Origin of the sequence: Streptomyces mirabilis (genome assembly GCF_018310535.1) — a bacterium.
In the GTDB taxonomy this organism is placed as follows: domain Bacteria; phylum Actinomycetota; class Actinomycetes; order Streptomycetales; family Streptomycetaceae; genus Streptomyces.
The window spans coordinates 3,393,097-3,410,533 of the sequence record NZ_CP074102.1 but is presented as its reverse complement, the minus strand read 5'-3'; the positions used below and the strand labels follow the sequence as shown (position 1 = coordinate 3,410,533).

The 17,437-nt window shown below is 70.4% G+C and carries 16 protein-coding genes; 13 read left to right on the top strand and 3 right to left on the bottom strand.

Annotated elements, in window-relative coordinates; all coding sequences use genetic code 11:
• Positions 1–225: 225 nt before the first annotated feature.
• The 3 genes from abrC3 to abrC1 all read right to left on the bottom strand — a co-directional run bounded on the left by abrC3 (position 226) and on the right by abrC1 (position 4,256).
• On the bottom strand, positions 226–885 hold the full coding sequence (gene abrC3 / locus SMIR_RS14995; RefSeq protein WP_527252132.1) for a response regulator AbrC3: 660 nt from the start codon (positions 883–885) through the stop codon (positions 226–228).
• A gap of 533 nt (positions 886–1,418) precedes the next feature.
• On the bottom strand, positions 1,419–2,774 hold the full coding sequence (gene abrC2, locus SMIR_RS14990; protein WP_168494555.1) for a sensor histidine kinase AbrC2: 1,356 nt from the start codon (positions 2,772–2,774) through the stop codon (positions 1,419–1,421).
• A gap of 216 nt (positions 2,775–2,990) precedes the next feature.
• The gene (gene abrC1, locus SMIR_RS14985) at positions 2,991–4,256 is read right to left on the bottom strand and encodes a sensor histidine kinase AbrC1 (RefSeq protein ID WP_168494557.1); all 1,266 of its coding nucleotides are present in this window, start codon (positions 4,254–4,256) and stop codon (positions 2,991–2,993) included.
• A gap of 382 nt (positions 4,257–4,638) precedes the next feature.
• Between abrC1 and SMIR_RS14980 the strand changes: the two genes are divergently transcribed.
• From SMIR_RS14980 to SMIR_RS14920, 13 genes are all read left to right on the top strand, one after another.
• Complete coding sequence (locus SMIR_RS14980) at positions 4,639–5,052, top strand: NADH-quinone oxidoreductase subunit A (RefSeq protein WP_075028564.1); 414 nt, start codon at positions 4,639–4,641, stop codon at positions 5,050–5,052.
• Entirely contained in the window at positions 5,043–5,696 is a 654-nt protein-coding gene (locus tag SMIR_RS14975; RefSeq protein WP_249938427.1) for an NADH-quinone oxidoreductase subunit B, read from the top strand. Before SMIR_RS14980 ends, SMIR_RS14975 begins: the two co-directional genes overlap by 10 nt.
• On the top strand, positions 5,693–7,009 hold the full coding sequence (locus SMIR_RS14970) for an NADH-quinone oxidoreductase subunit C (RefSeq protein WP_212727106.1): 1,317 nt from the start codon (positions 5,693–5,695) through the stop codon (positions 7,007–7,009). Before SMIR_RS14975 ends, SMIR_RS14970 begins: the two co-directional genes overlap by 4 nt.
• Positions 7,006–7,974 (top strand): complex I subunit 1/NuoH family protein, encoded by a 969-nt coding sequence (locus SMIR_RS14965; protein WP_099942838.1) that lies wholly within the window; start codon positions 7,006–7,008, stop codon positions 7,972–7,974. The genes SMIR_RS14970 and SMIR_RS14965 overlap by 4 nt, the downstream gene beginning before the upstream one ends.
• Before the next feature lie 2 nt (positions 7,975–7,976).
• Positions 7,977–8,705, top strand: a complete 729-nt coding sequence (locus SMIR_RS14960; RefSeq protein WP_248003069.1) for a NuoI/complex I 23 kDa subunit family protein — start codon at positions 7,977–7,979, stop codon at positions 8,703–8,705.
• Complete coding sequence (locus SMIR_RS14955) at positions 8,702–9,355, top strand: NADH-quinone oxidoreductase subunit J family protein (protein WP_168494561.1); 654 nt, start codon at positions 8,702–8,704, stop codon at positions 9,353–9,355. The genes SMIR_RS14960 and SMIR_RS14955 overlap by 4 nt, the downstream gene beginning before the upstream one ends.
• Positions 9,355–9,753 carry an NADH-quinone oxidoreductase subunit NuoK gene (nuoK, locus tag SMIR_RS14950; protein ID WP_168494563.1) on the top strand — a complete coding sequence of 133 codons (399 nt, stop codon included), beginning with the start codon at positions 9,355–9,357 and terminating at the stop codon, positions 9,751–9,753. The genes SMIR_RS14955 and nuoK overlap by 1 nt, the downstream gene beginning before the upstream one ends.
• Positions 9,750–11,741, top strand: a complete 1,992-nt coding sequence (locus SMIR_RS14945) for an NADH-quinone oxidoreductase subunit 5 family protein (RefSeq protein ID WP_168494565.1) — start codon at positions 9,750–9,752, stop codon at positions 11,739–11,741. Before nuoK ends, SMIR_RS14945 begins: the two co-directional genes overlap by 4 nt.
• Before the next feature lie 6 nt (positions 11,742–11,747).
• Positions 11,748–13,325: an NADH-quinone oxidoreductase subunit M gene (locus SMIR_RS14940; RefSeq protein WP_168494568.1), complete on the top strand. Its 1,578-nt coding sequence runs from the start codon at positions 11,748–11,750 to the stop codon at positions 13,323–13,325.
• A complete protein-coding gene (locus SMIR_RS14935; RefSeq protein ID WP_168494569.1) occupies positions 13,322–14,821 on the top strand; it encodes an NADH-quinone oxidoreductase subunit N in 1,500 nt (499 codons plus the stop codon). Before SMIR_RS14940 ends, SMIR_RS14935 begins: the two co-directional genes overlap by 4 nt.
• A gap of 156 nt (positions 14,822–14,977) precedes the next feature.
• Positions 14,978–15,841, top strand: a complete 864-nt coding sequence (htpX, locus tag SMIR_RS14930) for a zinc metalloprotease HtpX (protein WP_060901518.1) — start codon at positions 14,978–14,980, stop codon at positions 15,839–15,841.
• A complete protein-coding gene (locus tag SMIR_RS14925) occupies positions 15,838–16,230 on the top strand; it encodes a YccF domain-containing protein (RefSeq protein ID WP_168494571.1) in 393 nt (130 codons plus the stop codon). Before htpX ends, SMIR_RS14925 begins: the two co-directional genes overlap by 4 nt.
• Before the next feature lie 15 nt (positions 16,231–16,245).
• A complete protein-coding gene (locus SMIR_RS14920; RefSeq protein ID WP_212727105.1) occupies positions 16,246–17,391 on the top strand; it encodes a barstar family protein in 1,146 nt (381 codons plus the stop codon).
• The last annotated feature ends 46 nt before the right edge of the window (positions 17,392–17,437 follow it).

Here is a 17,437-nt window from a genome sequence, read left to right as displayed (position 1 = left end):
GGGTCGCCTTCCCTCGGCTGTTCGCATGATGGACACCATTTTGAGACGGTTCGACGCCCTGACTTGTCATGACTTACTCGCCCCCGACGCTCCTCTGGAAGACGCTTCTACCTCATCCTTTGGTTCTCGTGCCGGTCTCGCGCCGCTCTGGTGCCGTGTCGGGCGCCCCTGTCCTTCGAGTGTCCTTCGAGGGCGATTCCGTTCGGCTGACCCAGTGTCAGCCCCTCAGGAGTTCAGATAGGTGAGGACCGCGAGAACACGCCGGTGATCGCCGTCGCTCGGGGAAAGCCCGAGTTTCAGGAAGATATTGCTGACGTGCTTCTCGACCGCCCCGTCACTCACCACGAGCTGCCGCGCGATCGCCGAGTTGGTGCGTCCCTCGGCCATAAGTCCTAGGACCTCCCGCTCCCGCGGGGTGAGCCCGGCCAGTACGTCCTGCTTACGACTGCGCCCGAGCAGCTGCGCGACCACTTCCGGGTCCAGCGCGGTACCCCCCTGGGCCACCCGCACCACCGCGTCCACGAACTCGCGCACCTCCGCGACGCGGTCCTTGAGCAGGTAGCCGACGCCACGGGTCGAACCGGCCAGCAGTTCGGTGGCGTAGCGCTCCTCCACGTACTGCGACAGCACCAGCACCCCCACCCCCGGGTGCTGCTTGCGCAGCTGTACGGCCGCCTTCACACCCTCGTCGGTGTGCGTCGGCGGCATCCGTACGTCCGCGACCACGACGTCCGGCAGCGAGTCCTGGGCCGCCAGGTCGTTGATCGTCTTGATCAGCGCGTCGCCGTCTCCGACACCGGCCACGACGTCGTGCCCGCGGTCGGTCAACAACCGGGTCAGGCCCTCCCTGAGCAGCACTGAATCCTCGGCGATGACCACCCGCACCCTGTCCTCCACGATTCTCGGCCCCCACACCATTCCCCGACCCACGCCGGCAGCGTCCCCGCTCATACCTCAGCCCACAGCATCCCAGCATTCGGACCACCCTGCGCCAGGACGAGGGGAATCAACGGGAATCAAGGGGAATCAGGGGGTATCAGGGGGAAAGAGGAAGGGGGAATACGGGGGGCGCACTTTTGGCTCCGGGTGGGGTTTTGGGGGCGGGGGCGGAGCCCCTGGGGGCCGCGCCGCCTCGCAAGGGTTCTTGGTGGGGGGCAGGGGCAGGGCCCAGCTGTGGGGCTCGGGGAGCCTACGAGGAGGGTGGGCTCGGGAGGGCCCGCGAGGGGGTGGGCTCGGGCGGGCCCGCGAGGAACCGGGGCGGAGCCCCTTGGGGGTCGGGGGGACGCCCTTGGCGGGGTGCAGGGGCGGAGCCGCGCGGGGTTTGGGGCCGTGCCCCGGTGGGGTGCAGGGGCGGAGCCCCGGGGATGGGACGGGTAGGGGCGGCGGGGGCGAGAAGCACCCCACCCCGCGCCCCCCGCTCACCCCCGCCAGGGCAACTCCGCAGTAATCCGAGTGGGCCCACCCACAGGAGAGTCCACCACCAGAACCCCGTCCACCGCATCGAGCCGCTCCGCCAGCCCCGCAAGCCCGGACCCACCGGAAACATCGGCCCCACCCACACCATCGTCGACAACCTGAAGCATCAACCGGTTCTCGACCCGCCACACATCGACCATGGCCCGCGTCGCCCGCGCATGCTTACTGATGTTCTGCAGCAGCTCGGAGACGGTGAAGTACGCGATCCCCTCGATCGCCGGCATCGGCCGAGCGGGAAGATCCACATCCACCTGCACCGGCACGGTGCACCGCGAGGCCACGGAAGACAGCGCCGCATCCAGCCCACGATCGGTCAGCACGGCCGGATGAATCCCACGTGCCAGATCCCGCAGCTCTTGCAGCGCCGTCTTCACCTCACCGTGTGCCTCGTCCACCATCCGCGCCGCCGCCCGCGGATCCTCCGTGAGCTTCTCCTTGGCCAGACCGAGCCCCATCGCGAGGTTGACGAGCCGCGCCTGCGCCCCGTCGTGCAGATCCCGCTCGATGCGCCGCAGGTCCGCCGCGGCCGTGTCGACCACGACCCCCCGGTCCGACTCCAGCTCGACCACCCGGCTCGCCAGCCGCGACGGCCCGAGCAGCCCCGCCACCATCACCCGGTCCACCGTGGTCAGCGCCCGCACGATCCACGGCGTGGCCATCGTGATCAGCAGCCCCAGCAGCGCGGTGACGGTGATCTCGAAGGGGTTGTCCAGGTAGATGCGGTGTGTGCCGTCACCGTAGAGCTGGAGGCCGCCCTGCCCGCCGTATACGGGGAACAGCCAGAACCACAGCGGATACGTCAGCATCGCCCAGCCGTACGCCCAGAAACTCAGGGTCACCACGAACGAGAACACCGACCACGGGAACTGCACCACCGAGTACAGCAGATGCCGCCACGCCGAACCGTTCTTGAGGATCGCCCCCATCCACGCCATCGCCCCGTGCTTGCGCACCCGCAGGGGCTCCGGCGCGGCCACCTCGATCCCGAGCAACCCGCGCGCCCGCGCCCGCTCCAGCGCGCCGAACCCGAGGACGCCGGCGAGGGCCGCGGCGAGCACCGGGATCCCCAGGAAGGTGACCAGCAGCCCCATGCCGAGCGAGAACATTGTGACGGCGAAGGTGAACATGAGGATGCCGACCGGCAGGCCCGACATCACATAGCCGAACTCGCGCCAGCTGCGCGCCTCGATCGGCGCCCGCAGCGGTGCCGGGAGACGGTGCCGCCGCTCCTCGGCACCCGCCTCGTGGAATCCGGGCCCGCTCGGGTACCCGTACCCCTGTCCGTACTCCGTCGCCATCGGTGTCGTCCGTTCTACTCGTCCTGCTCGTCGGCTCGTACTCCCACCCTGCTGTCCCCGGCCCTTCCCGACCATGGAGCGGGTCGGCGTCTTGGGGCGGGGGTTTTCCCTACCCCGGGGCCCGACGCCACCCCGGAGCCCGACGCCCGTACGCAGAACGCAGGGGCCGCGCCCGCCAAGGCCCGTCCACCGGTCCCGCCCGTCCCACTCGCCCCGTCAGCCCTGCCCATCCCCCCGGTCCCGCCAGGGCAGCTCCGCCGTGATGGTGGTCGGTCCGCCGGGCGGTGAGTCGACGACGAACAGCCCGTCCACCGCGCCCAGCCGGTCCGCGAGCCCCGCCATCCCCGTACCGCCGTCGAGGGCGGCCCCGCCGCGGCCGTCGTCCTGGACCTGTATGAGCAGCCGCTCGTCCGACCGCCACACGTCGACGGACGCGGTGCGCGCCCCGCTGTGCTTGCTGACGTTCTGCAACAGCTCGGACACGGTGAAGTAGGCGATGCCCTCGATGGCGGCGGCCGGTCTCGTCGGGAGGTCGGCCGTCACCTTCACCGGCACGGTGCAGCGCGAGGCGACCGACGACAGCGCCGCGTCGAGGCCCCGGTCGGTGAGGACCGCGGGATGGATGCCGCGGGCCAGATCGCGCAGCTCCTGCAGGGCCAGCTTCACCTCGCCGTGCGCCTCGTCGACCATGGCCGCGACGGTCTCGTCGGCCTGGCCCTCGAGGAGCTTCTCCTTGGCCAGACCGAGCCCCATCGCGAGATTGACGAGCCGCGCCTGCGCCCCGTCGTGCAGATCCCGCTCGATGCGCCGCAGGTCCGCCGCTGCCGTGTCGACCACGACCCCCCGGTCCGACTCCAGCTCGGCGATGCGCCGCTCCAACTCGTCCGAGGGAGACAGCAGCCCGCGCACCATGGCCCGGTCCACGTTCGTCAGCCCCCGCGCGAGGAACGGCAGCACCGGCCACAGCAGGAACAACGACGTCAGCGTGACCGTGAAGGTGACGATGCCCCACGGCAGCCGGATGAAGTCGTACAGCACCGTCCGCCAGGCCACCGGGTCCCGCAGGCTCGACCACAACCAGGGAAAGAAGCCCGTCCCGCGCACCGGCATCGGGCTCGGCTCGTCGATCCGCACGCCGAGCAGTTTGCGCGCCCGTGCCCGCTCCATCCGGCCCAGCAGCCGTGTGCCCCGCAGCCCGCCCGCGAGCAGCGGCAGCCCGATCACCGTCACGGCCAGCCCCGCGCCCGTGGAGACGAGCGTCACGACGTACACGAAGCCGAAGATCGAGACCGGCAGATTGGCGAGGAGGTGCGCGATCTCCTTCCAGGTCTGCCGGCCGAGGGCGAAGCGTGGGGGAGGCAGCCGGTCACCGTCGGCCGACCCGTCCGGTATGTCTGATGCATCTAGTAGACCCGGTATGTCCGAGGCTTGCGGCGTGTCCGACGGGCCGAGGGGGCCGACAGGGATGATGCGTTCGGTCATATTCGCTAGCCTGCCCGGCCGCGAGCCGCCGCGCCATGAGGTCGACCGCCACGATCCACTGGGGAAAACCCCACCCCTTGAGGTGAAAGCGAACGTCGCCGCGCGGTGTACCTGGATGTGCTCGCGAGGTGAAATAGGTAGTGACCGCGAGGTGCGGACGGGAACCCGGTGACACGTGAGCCGGGCGAGTGTGGGAACCCGGCGACGGGCAAGGCGGACGAGTCCCTGACATGTCCCCGATAGCCAATGCGTGACGGGCTGCTTACCGTCTCTTTAGCAGGCCCTAGACTCCCGTCCGTACAGATCGTCGAACGGGGCGCATCACAGCGTGCGCGACGGGGCGCGCGCCGGGCGCAACGAGGTCAGGGAGTGAGGGGCTGACGTGCCGGAACCGACCGTTGTCACGGCAACCGGGGCCGTCGTCGCGGCGGGCTACTTCCAGTCGTACTCGGTCGTCGGACTGCTCGTCGTCGTCGGCGTGCTCTTCGTCGCCGTCGCCTTCGGGGCGGGCCGTCTGCTGCGGCCGGTGGTCCCGACCCCCGAGAAACTCCTGACGTACGAGTGCGGCGTCGATCCCGTCGGCGAGGGCTGGGCCCACACCCAGGTCCGCTACTACGTCTACGCCTTCCTCTACGTCATCTTCGCCGTCGACTCGATCTTCCTCTTCCCCTGGGCGACCGTCTTCGCCGCGCCCGGCTACGGCGCGGCCACCCTCGTGGAGATGTTCATCTTCCTCGGCTTCCTGGCCGTGGGCCTGCTGTACGCATACAAGAAGGGCGTCCTGACATGGACGTGACCCCCTCGGACGTGACCCCCTCGACGACCTCCGAGCCGGCGCCGCTGCCCGAGCCCGTGCTGCTTCCCGAGCCGGTGCTGCTTCCCGAGCCGAAGCGGCTCGGCGTGCTCTCCCGGCTGGCTCCGGAGCCGATGAAGGTGGTTCTGAACTGGGGCCGCCGCTACTCGCTCTGGGTCTTCAACTTCGGCCTCGCCTGCTGCGCGATCGAGTTCATCGCCGCGTCGATGGCCCGGCACGACTTCATCCGGCTCGGCGTGATCCCCTTCGCCCCGGGTCCGCGCCAGGCCGACCTGATGGTCGTCTCCGGCACGGTCACGGACAAGATGGCCCCCGCCGTCAAGCGCCTCTACGAGCAGATGCCCGAGCCGAAGTACGTCATCTCCTTCGGCGCGTGCAGCAACTGCGGCGGCCCCTACTGGGACTCCTACTCCGTCACCAAGGGCGTCGACCAGATCATCCCGGTGGACGTCTACGTCCCCGGGTGCCCGCCCCGCCCCGAGGCGCTGCTCCAGGGCATCCTCAAGCTCCAGGAGAAGATCGCCCGGGAGTCGCTGGGGGAGCGCTACAGCTCCTCGCCGCGTCCGTCGGCCGCCGCCCTCCAGAGCGACCTGGTGCGTCCGCCCGCCGTGGGGGAGGAGCGATGACCGTCGGCTGGCTCCCCGCCCCCGTCGAGGAACTCTTCGGTCCGGAGGCCACGGCCGAGGAGTCGTACGAGGTCCTGACGGTCGACGTACCGCCGACTGCCTGGCTCCCCGCCCTGGAGACCGCGCGCGACTCGCTGGGCTGCACCTACTTCGACTGGTTGAGTGCTGTCGACGAACCCGGCACGGGCTTCCGCGTCGCCGCGCACGTGGTGGCTCTGTCTCCCGTGCGCCGCCTCCTCGTCCGTACGACCGTCCCGCACTCGGCACCCGTCCTGGCGACGGCGGTCTCCGTGTACGCCGGCGCCGGCTGGCACGAGCGCGAGACCCACGAGATGTTCGGCGTCACCTTCGAGGGCCACCCGGGCCTCGACCCCCTTCTTCTCCCCGAGGGCTTCGAAGGCCACCCCCTCCGCAAGGACTTCGTCCTCGCCGCCCGCGTCGCCAAGGCCTGGCCCGGGGCGAAGGAGCCGGGGGAGTCCGATCACGGTGGCCCCAAGCGCCGCCAGATGCTTCCGCCCGGCGTCCCCGACCCCAACGAATGGGGTCCCCTGAAGGGCCAGCTCCCTCCGGCCCCCGCCCGCCCGGCGCGCGGAGCGGCCCGAGCCGCCGGCGACCGCCCGGTGCGGCGGGCCCGCACGGCGGGCGAGGGCTCGGCAAGCCAGGTCACCACCACAGGCGGCGGCACGGGGACCGATCCCGCCGCCGGTGCCACCACGGCAGCTACTACTGCCGCTGCCGGCGCGCAGGCCCCGACGCCCCCTCGCCGGGCACGCAGCGCCAGCCAGGGCTCGGCCAGCCAGCAGAGCGAGGCCCCGGCCGCCGACCAGCAGGCGACCACGACGGCCCCCGGCGCCCCAGGTACCGCCGAGCCGACGCCTCCCGCCGGCCCCCGCCGTACGCGCAGCGCGAGCCAGGGTTCGGCGACGCAAAGGACACAGGCCGCCGAGCCGCCCGCTGCCGCCGCACCAGCAAGGCCCGCGGCGCCGCGCAGCTCCGATGCCCCTTGGCACCACGCCCGCCCTGCGTTCGACGAGCAGGAGCAGGATCCGAAGCACGAGCAGGAACCGAAGCACGAGCAGGAACCGAAGCACGAGCAGGAACCGAAGCGGGAGCAGGATCCGAAGCGCGAGCAGGAGTCCAGTTCGGAGTCGGAGCCGGGGGCCACCCCGGAGCCCGCAGCCGCCCCGAGTCCCGACCCCGAGGGCACCGCGAAACCCCCGGCGTCCCCCGATTCGGACTCCGACTCGGACCCCGGCTCCACCCCCACCCCCGAAGACCCCACCCCCAGAAACCCAACCGGAGGCACGCAGTGAACGACGCTCTCGACGTCGCCCTACGCCTCCTCGTCGTCTTCGTGGTGTTCCTGACGTTCCCCCTGATCGTCGGTCAGACCGAGCACAAGGTGATGGCCCACATGCAGGGCCGCCTCGGCCCGATGTACGCCGGCGGCTTCCATGGCTGGGCCCAACTCGTCGCGGACGGCGTGAAGTTCGCGCAGAAGGAAGACATCGTCCCCGCTGGTGCGGACCGCCGTATCTTCCAGCTCGCCCCCGCCGTCGCCCTCCTCCCGTACCTCCTCGTCCTCCTCGCCATCCCGATCGGCCCGGGCGAGGGCGCCGTCGGCCAGGTCGTCGACGCGGGCATCTTCTTCGTTCTCGCCGTGATGGGCGTGGGCGTCCTCGGCTCGCTCATGGCGGGCTGGGCCTCGGCCAACAAGTTCTCCCTCCTCGGCGGCCTGCGCACCGCCGCCCAACTCCTCGCGTACGAACTTCCGATGCTGCTGACCGCCGCCTCCGTCGCGATGGCGGCCGGCACGGTCTCCCTGCCCGGCATCGTCGCCGCCTTCGAGTGGTGGTGGGTGCCCTGGCAGATCGTCGGCGCGATCGTCTTCTTCGTGGCGGGCCTCGCCGAACTCCAGCGCCCGCCCTTCGACATGCCCGTCGCCGACTCGGAGATCATCTTCGGCGCGTACACCGAATACACCGGCCTGCGCTTCGCGCTCTTCCTCCTCGCCGAGTACGCCGGAATCGTCGTCCTGTGCGGTCTGACCACCGTCCTCTTCCTGGGCGGCTGGCACGGCCCGTGGGGTGCCGACGGCCTCGGCTGGGTCTGGACCCTCCTGAAGACGGCCCTCCTCGCCTTCGTCGTGATCTGGCTGCGCGTCACCTACCCCCGCCTGCGCGAGGACCAGCTCCAGAAACTCTCCTGGACCCTCCTCGTCCCCCTCTCTCTCGCCCAGATCGCCCTCACCGGCATCGTCAAGGTGGTGATCTCGTAACCATGGCCGAGCCTCTCCCGCCCACCCGCCCCCGCATTCCTGGCTCCGGACTCGCCAAGGGCCTGGCCGTCACCCTCCGCACGATGACGAAGAAGACCGTCACCGCGCAGTACCCGGACGCCCAGCCGCATCTCCCGCCCCGCTCCCGCGGCGTCATCGGCCTGTTCGAGGAGAACTGCACGGTCTGCATGCTGTGCGCCCGCGAGTGCCCGGACTGGTGCATCTACATCGACTCCCACAAGGAGACGGTCCCGCCGGCCGCCCCCGGTGGCCGCGAGCGCAGCCGCAACGTCCTCGACCGCTTCGCCATCGACTTCTCCCTGTGCATGTACTGCGGTATCTGCATCGAGGTCTGTCCTTTCGACGCGCTGTTCTGGTCCCCGGAGTTCGAGTACGCGGAGACCGACATCCACGAACTCACCCACGAGCGCGACAAGCTCCGCGAGTGGATGTGGACGGTTCCGGCCCCGCCCGCCCTCGACCCCGGCGCCGAGGAACCGAAGGAACTGGCCGCCGCCCGCAAAACAGCCGACAAACTCGCCGCAGAGGCAGCCACGGCAACCGAGGCAGCCGAACTCGCGGCGCAGACAGCCGACCAGGCTGTCCAGCCCGAACCCCCGGCCGGGGACACGCCCACGACCACGGACCCGGCCACAGGTACGACCACGGGCCCGACCACGGGCACGCCCGAGCCCTCCAAGCCCTCCGACCCGCTGGACGGTGCGTCGTGAGCCTCGCAGCAGCCACGGCCGCCGCGGCGCGGGCCACGACCACCGCCGCCGAAAGCCACGGCTTCCTCTCCCCGACGGGCGTCGAGATCGCCTTCCTCCTCGTCGGCCTGGTCACCTTCGGCGCCGCGATCGTCACCGTCACCACCAAGCAGCTGGTACACGCCGCCCTGTGGCTGGTGATGGCGCTCGGCGGCCTCGCCGTCGAGTACCTCCTGCTCACGGCCGAGTTCATCGCCTGGGCGCAGGTCCTCATCTATGTCGGTTCCGTTGTCGTCCTCCTTCTGTTCGGTCTGATGCTCACCAAGGCGCCGATCGGCCGCTCCCCGGACGCCGATTCCGGCAACCGCTGGGCCGCCCTCACCGTGGCCGTCGCCGCGGCCACCGCCCTTGTCTGGGTGGTCGTGGACGCCTTCCGCACCACCTGGGTCGACCTGAAGGGCCCCGCCGCCGGCTCCACCGAGGTCACCGGAGCGAGCCTCTTCCAGAACTGGGTCCTCCCCTTCGAGGCCCTCTCCGTCCTCCTCCTCGCCGCCCTGGTCGGCGCGATCGTCCTCTCCCGCAAGGCGAAGGCGGACGCGACCATCCCCGCGGGCACCGCCACCCCCGCGGGTGCCCAGAGCCGCCGGAGCGAGAAGGAAGGGACCCGCTGATGCACCTCGCCTATCCCGCCGTGCTCTCCGCCCTCCTCTTCTGCACGGGCCTGTACGGAGTCCTCGCGCGCCGCAACGCGATCCTGGTCCTGATGTCCGTCGAGCTCATGCTCAACGCCGTCAACCTGAACCTCGTCGCCTTCGACGTCTGGCTCTCCAGGACCGCCCGCGACACGCTCCACTCCGGCCAGGCCCTGACCCTGTTCACCATCGCCATCGCGGCCGCCGAGATCGGCATCGGCCTGGCGATCGTCCTCGCCGTCTACCGGGGCCGCGGCACCTCGGACATCGACAAGCTCCGCGACACCGCCGAGGGCCCCGCCCCGGACGGCTCCCACGGCGACGACACCGAACAAGCCCCCGTCACGGGAGACGAGAAGGCTGAGGCCACCGCGTGACCACGACCACCCTCGCCGTCCTCGTCCCCCTCCTTCCGTTCCTGGGCGCCGCGGCCGGACTCCTCCTCGGCCGCACGGCCCCCGGCTACGTCCGCCCCCTCGCGGTACTCCCGTCCCTCACCTCGCTCGTCCTCGCCGTACTGGTCGCCGTGCGCCAGGGCGGCGGCCAGGCCATCAACGCGGCCACCGAACTGACGCCCACCGGCTCGGTCCCGATCGAACTCTCCCTGCACATCGACGGCTTCGCCTCTCTCGTCGCCGTACTCGTCGGCGTCGTCGCCTCCTGCGTGCAGATCTACTCGACGGGCTACCTGCGCAACGACCCGCGCTACCCCTCGTACGCCGCTCTCGTCTCCCTCTTCACCTCCGCGATGCTGCTCGTCGTCTACTCCGGCGACCTGATCGTGCTCCTGGTCGGCTGGGAGGTCATGGGCATCTGCTCGTACTTCCTGGTCGGCCACTACTGGGAGACCCCCGAGGCCCGCGCCGCCTCGATCAAGGCCTTCCTGGTCACCAAACTCGGCGACGTCCCCTTCCTCATCGGTCTGTTCGCCCTCGGCACCGACGCCGGGTCCTTCCGCATCACCACGGTCCTCGGCACCGTCGCGAGCGGCGGACTGCACCATCCGACGCTGGTCGCCCTGCTGCTCCTCGCCGGCGTGGCGGGCAAGTCGGCGCTGTTCCCGCTGCACACCTGGCTGCCCGACGCGATGGCGGGCCCGACACCCGTCTCCGCCCTGATCCACGCCGCGACGATGGTCGCCGCCGGTATCTACTTCGTCGCCCGGCTCCTCCCCGTCTTCCAGGCCTCCTCGGCCGCGATGGTGGTCCTCGCCGTCATGGCCGCCGTCACGATGGCGGGCTCGGCACTCGCCGCACTCGCCCAGGACGACATCAAGCGTGTCCTCGCGTACTCGACGATCGGCCAGCTCGGCTACATGGCCGGCGCCCTCGCCGTCGGCGACCGCGGTGCCGCCGTCTTCCACCTCCTGTCCCACGGCGCCTTCAAGGCGCTGCTGTTCCTCGCCGCCGGCCTGATCATCCACGCCTCCGGCACCAACTCGCTGGCTGTCATGTCCCGCATGACAGGCCTTCGATCCCGCGTCCCCGACGCCTACTGGACGATGACCGTGGCGCTGCTCGCGCTCGCCGCGATCCCGCCGTTCAGCGGCTTCTTCTCCAAGGAGGCCGTCCTCGGCGCGGCCGAGCACGTCGCCACCGGCCACACCGAGCACGCCCCCGGCTCCGCGGGCTGGATCGTCCTCATCGCCGGTCTGGTCACCGCCGTACTCACCGCCGCGTATGCGACCCGGCTGTGGCTGCTGACCTTCCACGGCCGGGGCGTCGAGGCCCCCGACCACGGCAAGGAACCACGCAGCATGACGGTCGTGCTGTGGGTGCTCGCGGTCCCGTCCCTCGCCTTCGGGCTCGCGTACGGCGCGCTGCCCGACTGGTTCGACGGCCGCGACCTGACACCGGTTCTCACCACCTCCGTCCTCGGCACGGGGCTCGCCCTGGTCGGCGGGATCGTCACCTACGGCGCCTGGCGGCACACCACCGCGCTGGCTCCCCGCGTGTCGATGGGCGCGGTCGTGGCCCACCCCGACGCCGAGCCCGCGCGGGTCGAGGCGGAGGCGATCGCCAGCCACGCACCCGCGTTCGGAAACGTGGCCTACGCCCCCGACCCGGCGGACCCCGGACGGCTGCTGCTCGGCCCGCTGCACCGGCACGCGGCCGTCGGCTTCCACCTCGACGCCGTGTACAACGTGCTGTTCGTCCGCCCCGTCCAAGCCGGAGCCACACTCGTCCGGTTCCTCGACCGCGAGGTCGTCGACACCTACGTACGCGGTGCCGCCGCCCTACCCCGCCTGCTCGGCGCCGCCGTACGGCGCGCGCAGACCGGCAATGTGCAGACCTATGTGAGCGCGCTGCTCGCCGGCACCGTCGTCCTGGTGGTCGCCGCCCTCCTCGTCGCCACGGGAGCGTGAGCAGGCGTGATCGATATCAGTGAATCCGTGATGCAGATTCTTCTCGCGTTGATCGTCGTCGGGCCGCTCATCGGAGCCGCCGCCGCTCTCCTGCCTGCGCCGCCCGGACTGAAGGGAAAGTCGCCGGACCAGGCCGTGCTGCGGCACGGTGTGATCGTCACCGGCGTGGTGCTCATCGCCGCGATCGTCCTCGCGCTCGGCTTCGACCATGACCACCCGTCGAAGATGCAGGCCACGACGGACATCAGCTGGATCCCCGCACTCGACGTGCGGATCCACCTCGGCATCGACGGCATTTCCCTCCCCCTCCTGGTCCTGACCGCGCTGCTGACCTTCCTCTGCGCGCTCTACAGCTACTTCAAGATGCCCGCGGGGCCGACCCCGAAGGCCTTCGTCGCACTGCTGCTCGTCCTCGAGGCCGGCACCCTCGCGACCTTCGCCGTCCTCGATCTGCTGCTGTTCTTCCTCGCGTTCGAGATGGTGCTCATCCCGATGTACTTCCTCATCGCCCGGTGGGGCGGTGCGCAGCGCCAGGCCGCGGCCTGGAAGTTCATCCTCTTCACGCTGCTCGGTTCGGTCGTCATGCTGCTGGGCCTGCTCCTGATCGGAATCAAGGCGGGCACATTCGACATGGTGGCACTCGCCACTGACAACGGCCGGTCGCTGACCACATCCGTGCAGGTCATCGCCGTTTTGGCGATCGGAATCGGGCTCGCGGTCAAGACGCCGATGTGGCCGCTGCACAGCTGGCTGCCGGACGCCCACACCGCCGCGCCCACCGTCGGCTCGGTCCTGCTGGCCGGTGTACTGCTGAAGATGGGCACGTACGGTTTTGTCCGGATTCTGCTGCCGATCGCGCCGGACGGCATGCACACCTTCGCCCCCTACCTCGCCGCCTTCGCCGTGGTCGGAATCATCTACGGATCCCTGGCCTGCCTGGCCCTCGCGAAACAGGGCGCGAAGGGCGATCTCAAGCGGCTCATCGCGTACTCGTCCGTCGGCCACATGGGATTCGTCCTGCTCGGCATCGCGACGATGACCCCGACCGGCGTGAACGGCGCGCTGTTCGCCAATATCGCCCACGGCCTCATCACCGGACTCCTCTTCTTCCTCGTCGGGGCGCTGAAGGACCGCACGGGCACCACCGACCTCGACACCCTCGCCGAGGAGACCGGCGCCGCGCTCTACGGCAAGGCTCCACGTCTCGGCGGCCTCCTCGCCTTCGCCGCCGTCGCCTCGCTCGGGCTTCCGGGCCTCGCCGGATTCTGGGGCGAGATGCTGGCACTGTTCGGCGCGTTCAAACCCGCCGCCGACCTCAGCCGCCCCGCGTATCTGACGTTCATGGCGATCGCCGCCTTCGGCACGCTGCTCACGGCCGCGTACATGCTCGTCGTCGTACGCCGTGTGTGCATGGGCGAGACCCCGCGGCAGGAGGCGCCGAAGCTCGCCGACGTCCAGAGCTACGAGTTCGCGGCCTGGACGCCGCTCGTCGCCCTCACCGTCGTCGCCGGTCTGTGGCCCAAGGCACTCCTCGGCCTGACCGATCCGGCCGTACAGCAGCTCTTCGCAGGAGGCACCCGATGAGCTCCCTGGTCCAGTCCGTCGACTGGCTCGCGATCGCGCCGCCCACCCTCACCGCGGTCGTCGGACTCGTCGTGCTCGTCGCCGACCTCTTCATCGGAGAGGGGAAGAAGGCGGTACTCGGCTGGGTGTCGGTGGCGGGGCTCGCCGCGTCAGCGCTCATGCTGCTGCCCCTCCTGGACGGCGACCGCGCCACCTTCTGTCTGACGGGCGACGCGCACGCCTGTAGCTACACGGCGGACCGCTTCACCCTCGTCATCCAGTTCCTGGTCCTCGGCGGCGCGCTCCTGGCAGCACTGCTGTCGGTCACGGCCCTGAAGGACGCCAACAAGGAACTCCCCGAAGGGGAGTTCTGGTTCCTGCTGCTCTCCTCGGCCGCGGGCGCCGCCCTGCTGCCTGCCTCCCGTGATCTCGCGACGCTCATCGTCGCCCTCGAAGTCGCCTCATTGCCCGCCTTCGCACTCGTCGGCATCAAACGCGGCGACAAGAAGTCCTCCGAGGCAGCCCTGAAGTTCTTCCTGTCCTCCGTCACCGCGACCGCCGTGAGCCTCATGGGCGTCAGCTTCGTCTATGCGACGACCGGCACCCTCTACCTCACCCAGATCGCGGACAAGATCCAGCACGTCGACGGACAGTTCCACACCCTCGCACAGGCGGGCGTCGTCCTCACCCTCGTCGGCTTCGCCTTCAAGACGGCCGCCGTGCCCTTCCACTTCTGGGTGCCCGACACCTACGTAGGGGCGCCCTTGCCGATCGCCGCCTACTTGTCGGTCGTCGGCAAGGCGGTCGGCTTCTCCGGCCTGATCCTCGTCACCGTCGTAGCCCTCCCGTCGTACGCGGACGTCTGGGGCCCCGCACTCGCCGCGCTGGCCGCCCTCACCATGACCGTCGGCAACGTCGGCGCCCTGCGCCAGCAGGCCACGCGCGCGTACAGCGCGGTCCGCCTGCTCGCCTGGTCCTCCGTCGGCCAGGCCGGCTACCTCCTGGTCCCGATCGCGTCCGCCGGCTACTCCAAGGACGCCGACAAGGCCGTCGGCTCCACCGTCGCGTACGCCCTGATGTACGCGGCCGTGAACCTCGGCGCCTTCGCCGTGGCCGCCCTCGTCGCCCGTACGAGCCCCCTGAACCGCATCAGCGACTACCGGGGCCTGTACGCGTCGCGCCCCCTCTCGGCCCTCCTCCTCGGCTTCTTCCTGTTGTGCCTCGCGGGGCTGCCGCCGGGCATCATCGGCCTCTTCGCGAAGGTCACCGTCTTCTCGGCGGCCGTCGACGCCGGGCTCGGCTGGCTGGCCGTGATCATGGCCGTCAACGTCGTGATCGCGCTCTTCTACTACCTCCAGTGGACGACCCTGCTCTTCCGCGCCCCCGAGGGCGAGCCCGAGAAACACCGCGTCCCGGCCCCACTGACCGCCGCGATCGCCCTGACGGCAGTCCTGGGCATCGCCCTGTCCGGAGCACCCCAGCTGGTCCTGCGCTTCTCGGCCACCGGCCTGTTCTGACACCGTCACCCGCACGGCCTACGCGCGCCACCGCCCGCACAAGGGAACTAGTGCTCCCCGCCTGGCGTTGACCAGTACGGGAGGGTCCACTGAAGAGTGGACGCAAGGCATCAGCAAGCAAAGGGTTCCCCTGCCGCACCACTTGGAGGGCGTACCGTGCACCGCCGGCACAACGGGCTCAGGACCGCCGTACTCCTCGGGGGACTGTCCGCACTCATCATCGTCATCGGCAGCTTCTTCGGGCGTACCGGCCTCGTCGTCGCGCTGTTCATCGCGATCGGGACGAACGCGTACGCGTACTGGAACAGCGACAAACTGGCTCTACGCGCGATGCGCGCACGCCCGGTGAGCGAATTCGAGGCCCCGGCCCTGTACCGCATCGTCCGGGAGCTCTCGACCCAGGCCCGCCAGCCCATGCCGCGCCTGTACATCTCACCGACGGAAGCGCCGAACGCGTTCGCGACGGGACGCAACCCCCGCAACGCGGCGGTGTGCTGCACCGAAGGAATCCTGCGCATCCTGGACGAACGCGAGCTGCGCGGCGTCATCGGCCACGAACTCAGCCATGTCTACAACCGCGACATCCTGATCTCGTCGGTCGCGGGTGCCCTCGCCTCCGTGATCATGTTCTTGGTGAATTTCGCCTGGCTGATCCCGGTCGGCCGTTCGAACGACGACGAGGGTCCCGGCATCCTCGGCATGCTGCTGATCATGATCCTGGGTCCGCTCGCCGCGTCCCTCATCCAGCTGGCCATCAGCCGCTCCAGGGAGTACGAGGCGGACGCGTCCGGCGCCCAGCTCACTGGCGACCCCCTCGCCCTCGCCAGTGCCCTGCGCAAGCTCGACGCGGGCACCAAGCAACTGCCGCTGCCCCCCGAGCCGCGTATCGAGACCGCGAGCCACATGATGATCGCCAACCCCTTCCGCCCGGGCCAGGGGATGTCGAAGATGTTTTCCACGCACCCGCCGATGGCGGAGCGCATCGCCCGGCTCGAGCAGATGGCAGGTCGCCAGCAATGAAGACAATCCTGAACGTCATTTGGCTCGTCCTGAGCGGCTTTTGGCTGTTCCTCGGCTACTTGGCCGCCGGCTTGCTGTTGTGCATCACCATTATCGGCATCCCCTTTGGCATCGCGGCCTTCCGTATCGGCGTCTACGCCCTGTGGCCCTTCGGCTATACGACGGTGGAGCGCCGCGACGCGGGCGCACCCTCCTGCGTCGGCAACGTCCTGTGGCTGGTCCTCGCGGGCTGGTGGCTCGCCCTCGCCCACATCGTGACCGGCATCCTCCTGTGCATCACGATCATCGGCATCCCGTTCGGCATCGCCAACTTCAAGCTCATCCCGGTCTCGTTGCTCCCGCTGGGCCGCGAAATCGTCCGCACGGACGAGCCGTTCGCCACGCGCTGACGGGGCGGCGCGGGGGTGCAGAATCCGAAGTACGCCGTGGCGGCGTACAGCAACAGGGGCGTCGGCGAGTCGATATGGGCCCTGTGCAAGGACGCCACTGACGAGCTCTACGCCGATCCGCTCCCTCCGCCGCGCGTCCGGTACGAACTCCTCGGCTGCGCACCCCGGGGCGAGCTGGCCGGGGCCATGGAGCGGGCCCGCACCACGGGCTCCGCTCCGTTGGGCGGCTTATTGGTGCGGACCCTCGACGCCACATACACCCCGGTCGGGGAGGAATGGCCACTGGAGTACGCAAGGGTCCTCGGTGACCGCGCGTGCCCGCTCGACCCGACGCTGCGCGACATCACCGTCGAGGCGTCGGCGGTCCCGGACACCCAGCCCGAATACCCCCAACGGCCTTTACTCTCCGCGGGACACCGGCTCCTGGGCGCGGGCGGCGAGCAGTGGGGCCACTGCAGGGACCTCGGCCAAGTCCCCGTCGAATTCCTCGAACCGGCCGAGCCGCCGGTGCGCCTGCTCGGCTGCTCCCCACGCGGATCCCTGCGCGACGCGCTCGAAGCGGGCGACGAGGACCTGGGGCATGCTCGCGTGCTGCGCCTCAACCGGGTCGGCCGGACGGCCGGCTCCGTACTGGAAGGCGAGATCATCGCGTGGATCCCCTCCGCGCACGGCCGGGGCCTGGTCGATCTCACCCTCGACCCCTGGTCGCGGCGGCTTCCCACAGCAGCCCGGGAGGCCTGGGACGTGTGGTGGCACGAACGCCAGTCCGAACCGAACAGCTGGGTCCGATGCGGCCCACAGGGGCGCGAGTTCTGGCTCGACCGAGCCCGGGAAAGAACGAACCCGTACGGGCCCGACCCAGAGCCCGGCTCCACCTACCACCTCGACGGCCGCCACGTCACCGACGCGCCGGCCTTCCACTGCGCGCTGGGCGAGGCGGTGAACGGCCCCGGCGGCTACTTCGGCCACGACCTGAGCACCGTCGCCGACCGCCTGCGAGGCGGCTACGGCGCCGAGCCGCCCTTCACCCTCGTCTGGCACGACGCCGACGTCGCCCGCACCTGCCTCGGCGTGACACCGTGCCGCGACCGCAGACCCCCGACATTCGAGGAACTCCTCGCCTTCCTCACCGAGAACGGCGTCGACGTACGCATCGCCTGATGGGTTATCCACAGGCCGCCCGATTGTCAGTGCCGCGCTGCATCAT

Coding starts and splice junctions, on each gene's coding strand:
- abrC2 (WP_168494555.1), bottom strand. CDS start 2,774: ATGGCGACGGAGTACGGACAGGGGTACGGGTACCCGAGCGGGCCCGGA.
- abrC1 (WP_168494557.1), bottom strand. CDS start 4,256: ATGACCGAACGCATCATCCCTGTCGGCCCCCTCGGCCCGTCGGACACG.
- SMIR_RS14975 (WP_249938427.1), top strand. CDS start 5,043: ATGGACGTGACCCCCTCGGACGTGACCCCCTCGACGACCTCCGAGCCG.
- SMIR_RS14970 (WP_212727106.1), top strand. CDS start 5,693: ATGACCGTCGGCTGGCTCCCCGCCCCCGTCGAGGAACTCTTCGGTCCG.
- SMIR_RS14960 (WP_248003069.1), top strand. CDS start 7,977: ATGGCCGAGCCTCTCCCGCCCACCCGCCCCCGCATTCCTGGCTCCGGA.
- nuoK (WP_168494563.1), top strand. CDS start 9,355: ATGCACCTCGCCTATCCCGCCGTGCTCTCCGCCCTCCTCTTCTGCACG.
- SMIR_RS14935 (WP_168494569.1), top strand. CDS start 13,322: ATGAGCTCCCTGGTCCAGTCCGTCGACTGGCTCGCGATCGCGCCGCCC.
- SMIR_RS14925 (WP_168494571.1), top strand. CDS start 15,838: ATGAAGACAATCCTGAACGTCATTTGGCTCGTCCTGAGCGGCTTTTGG.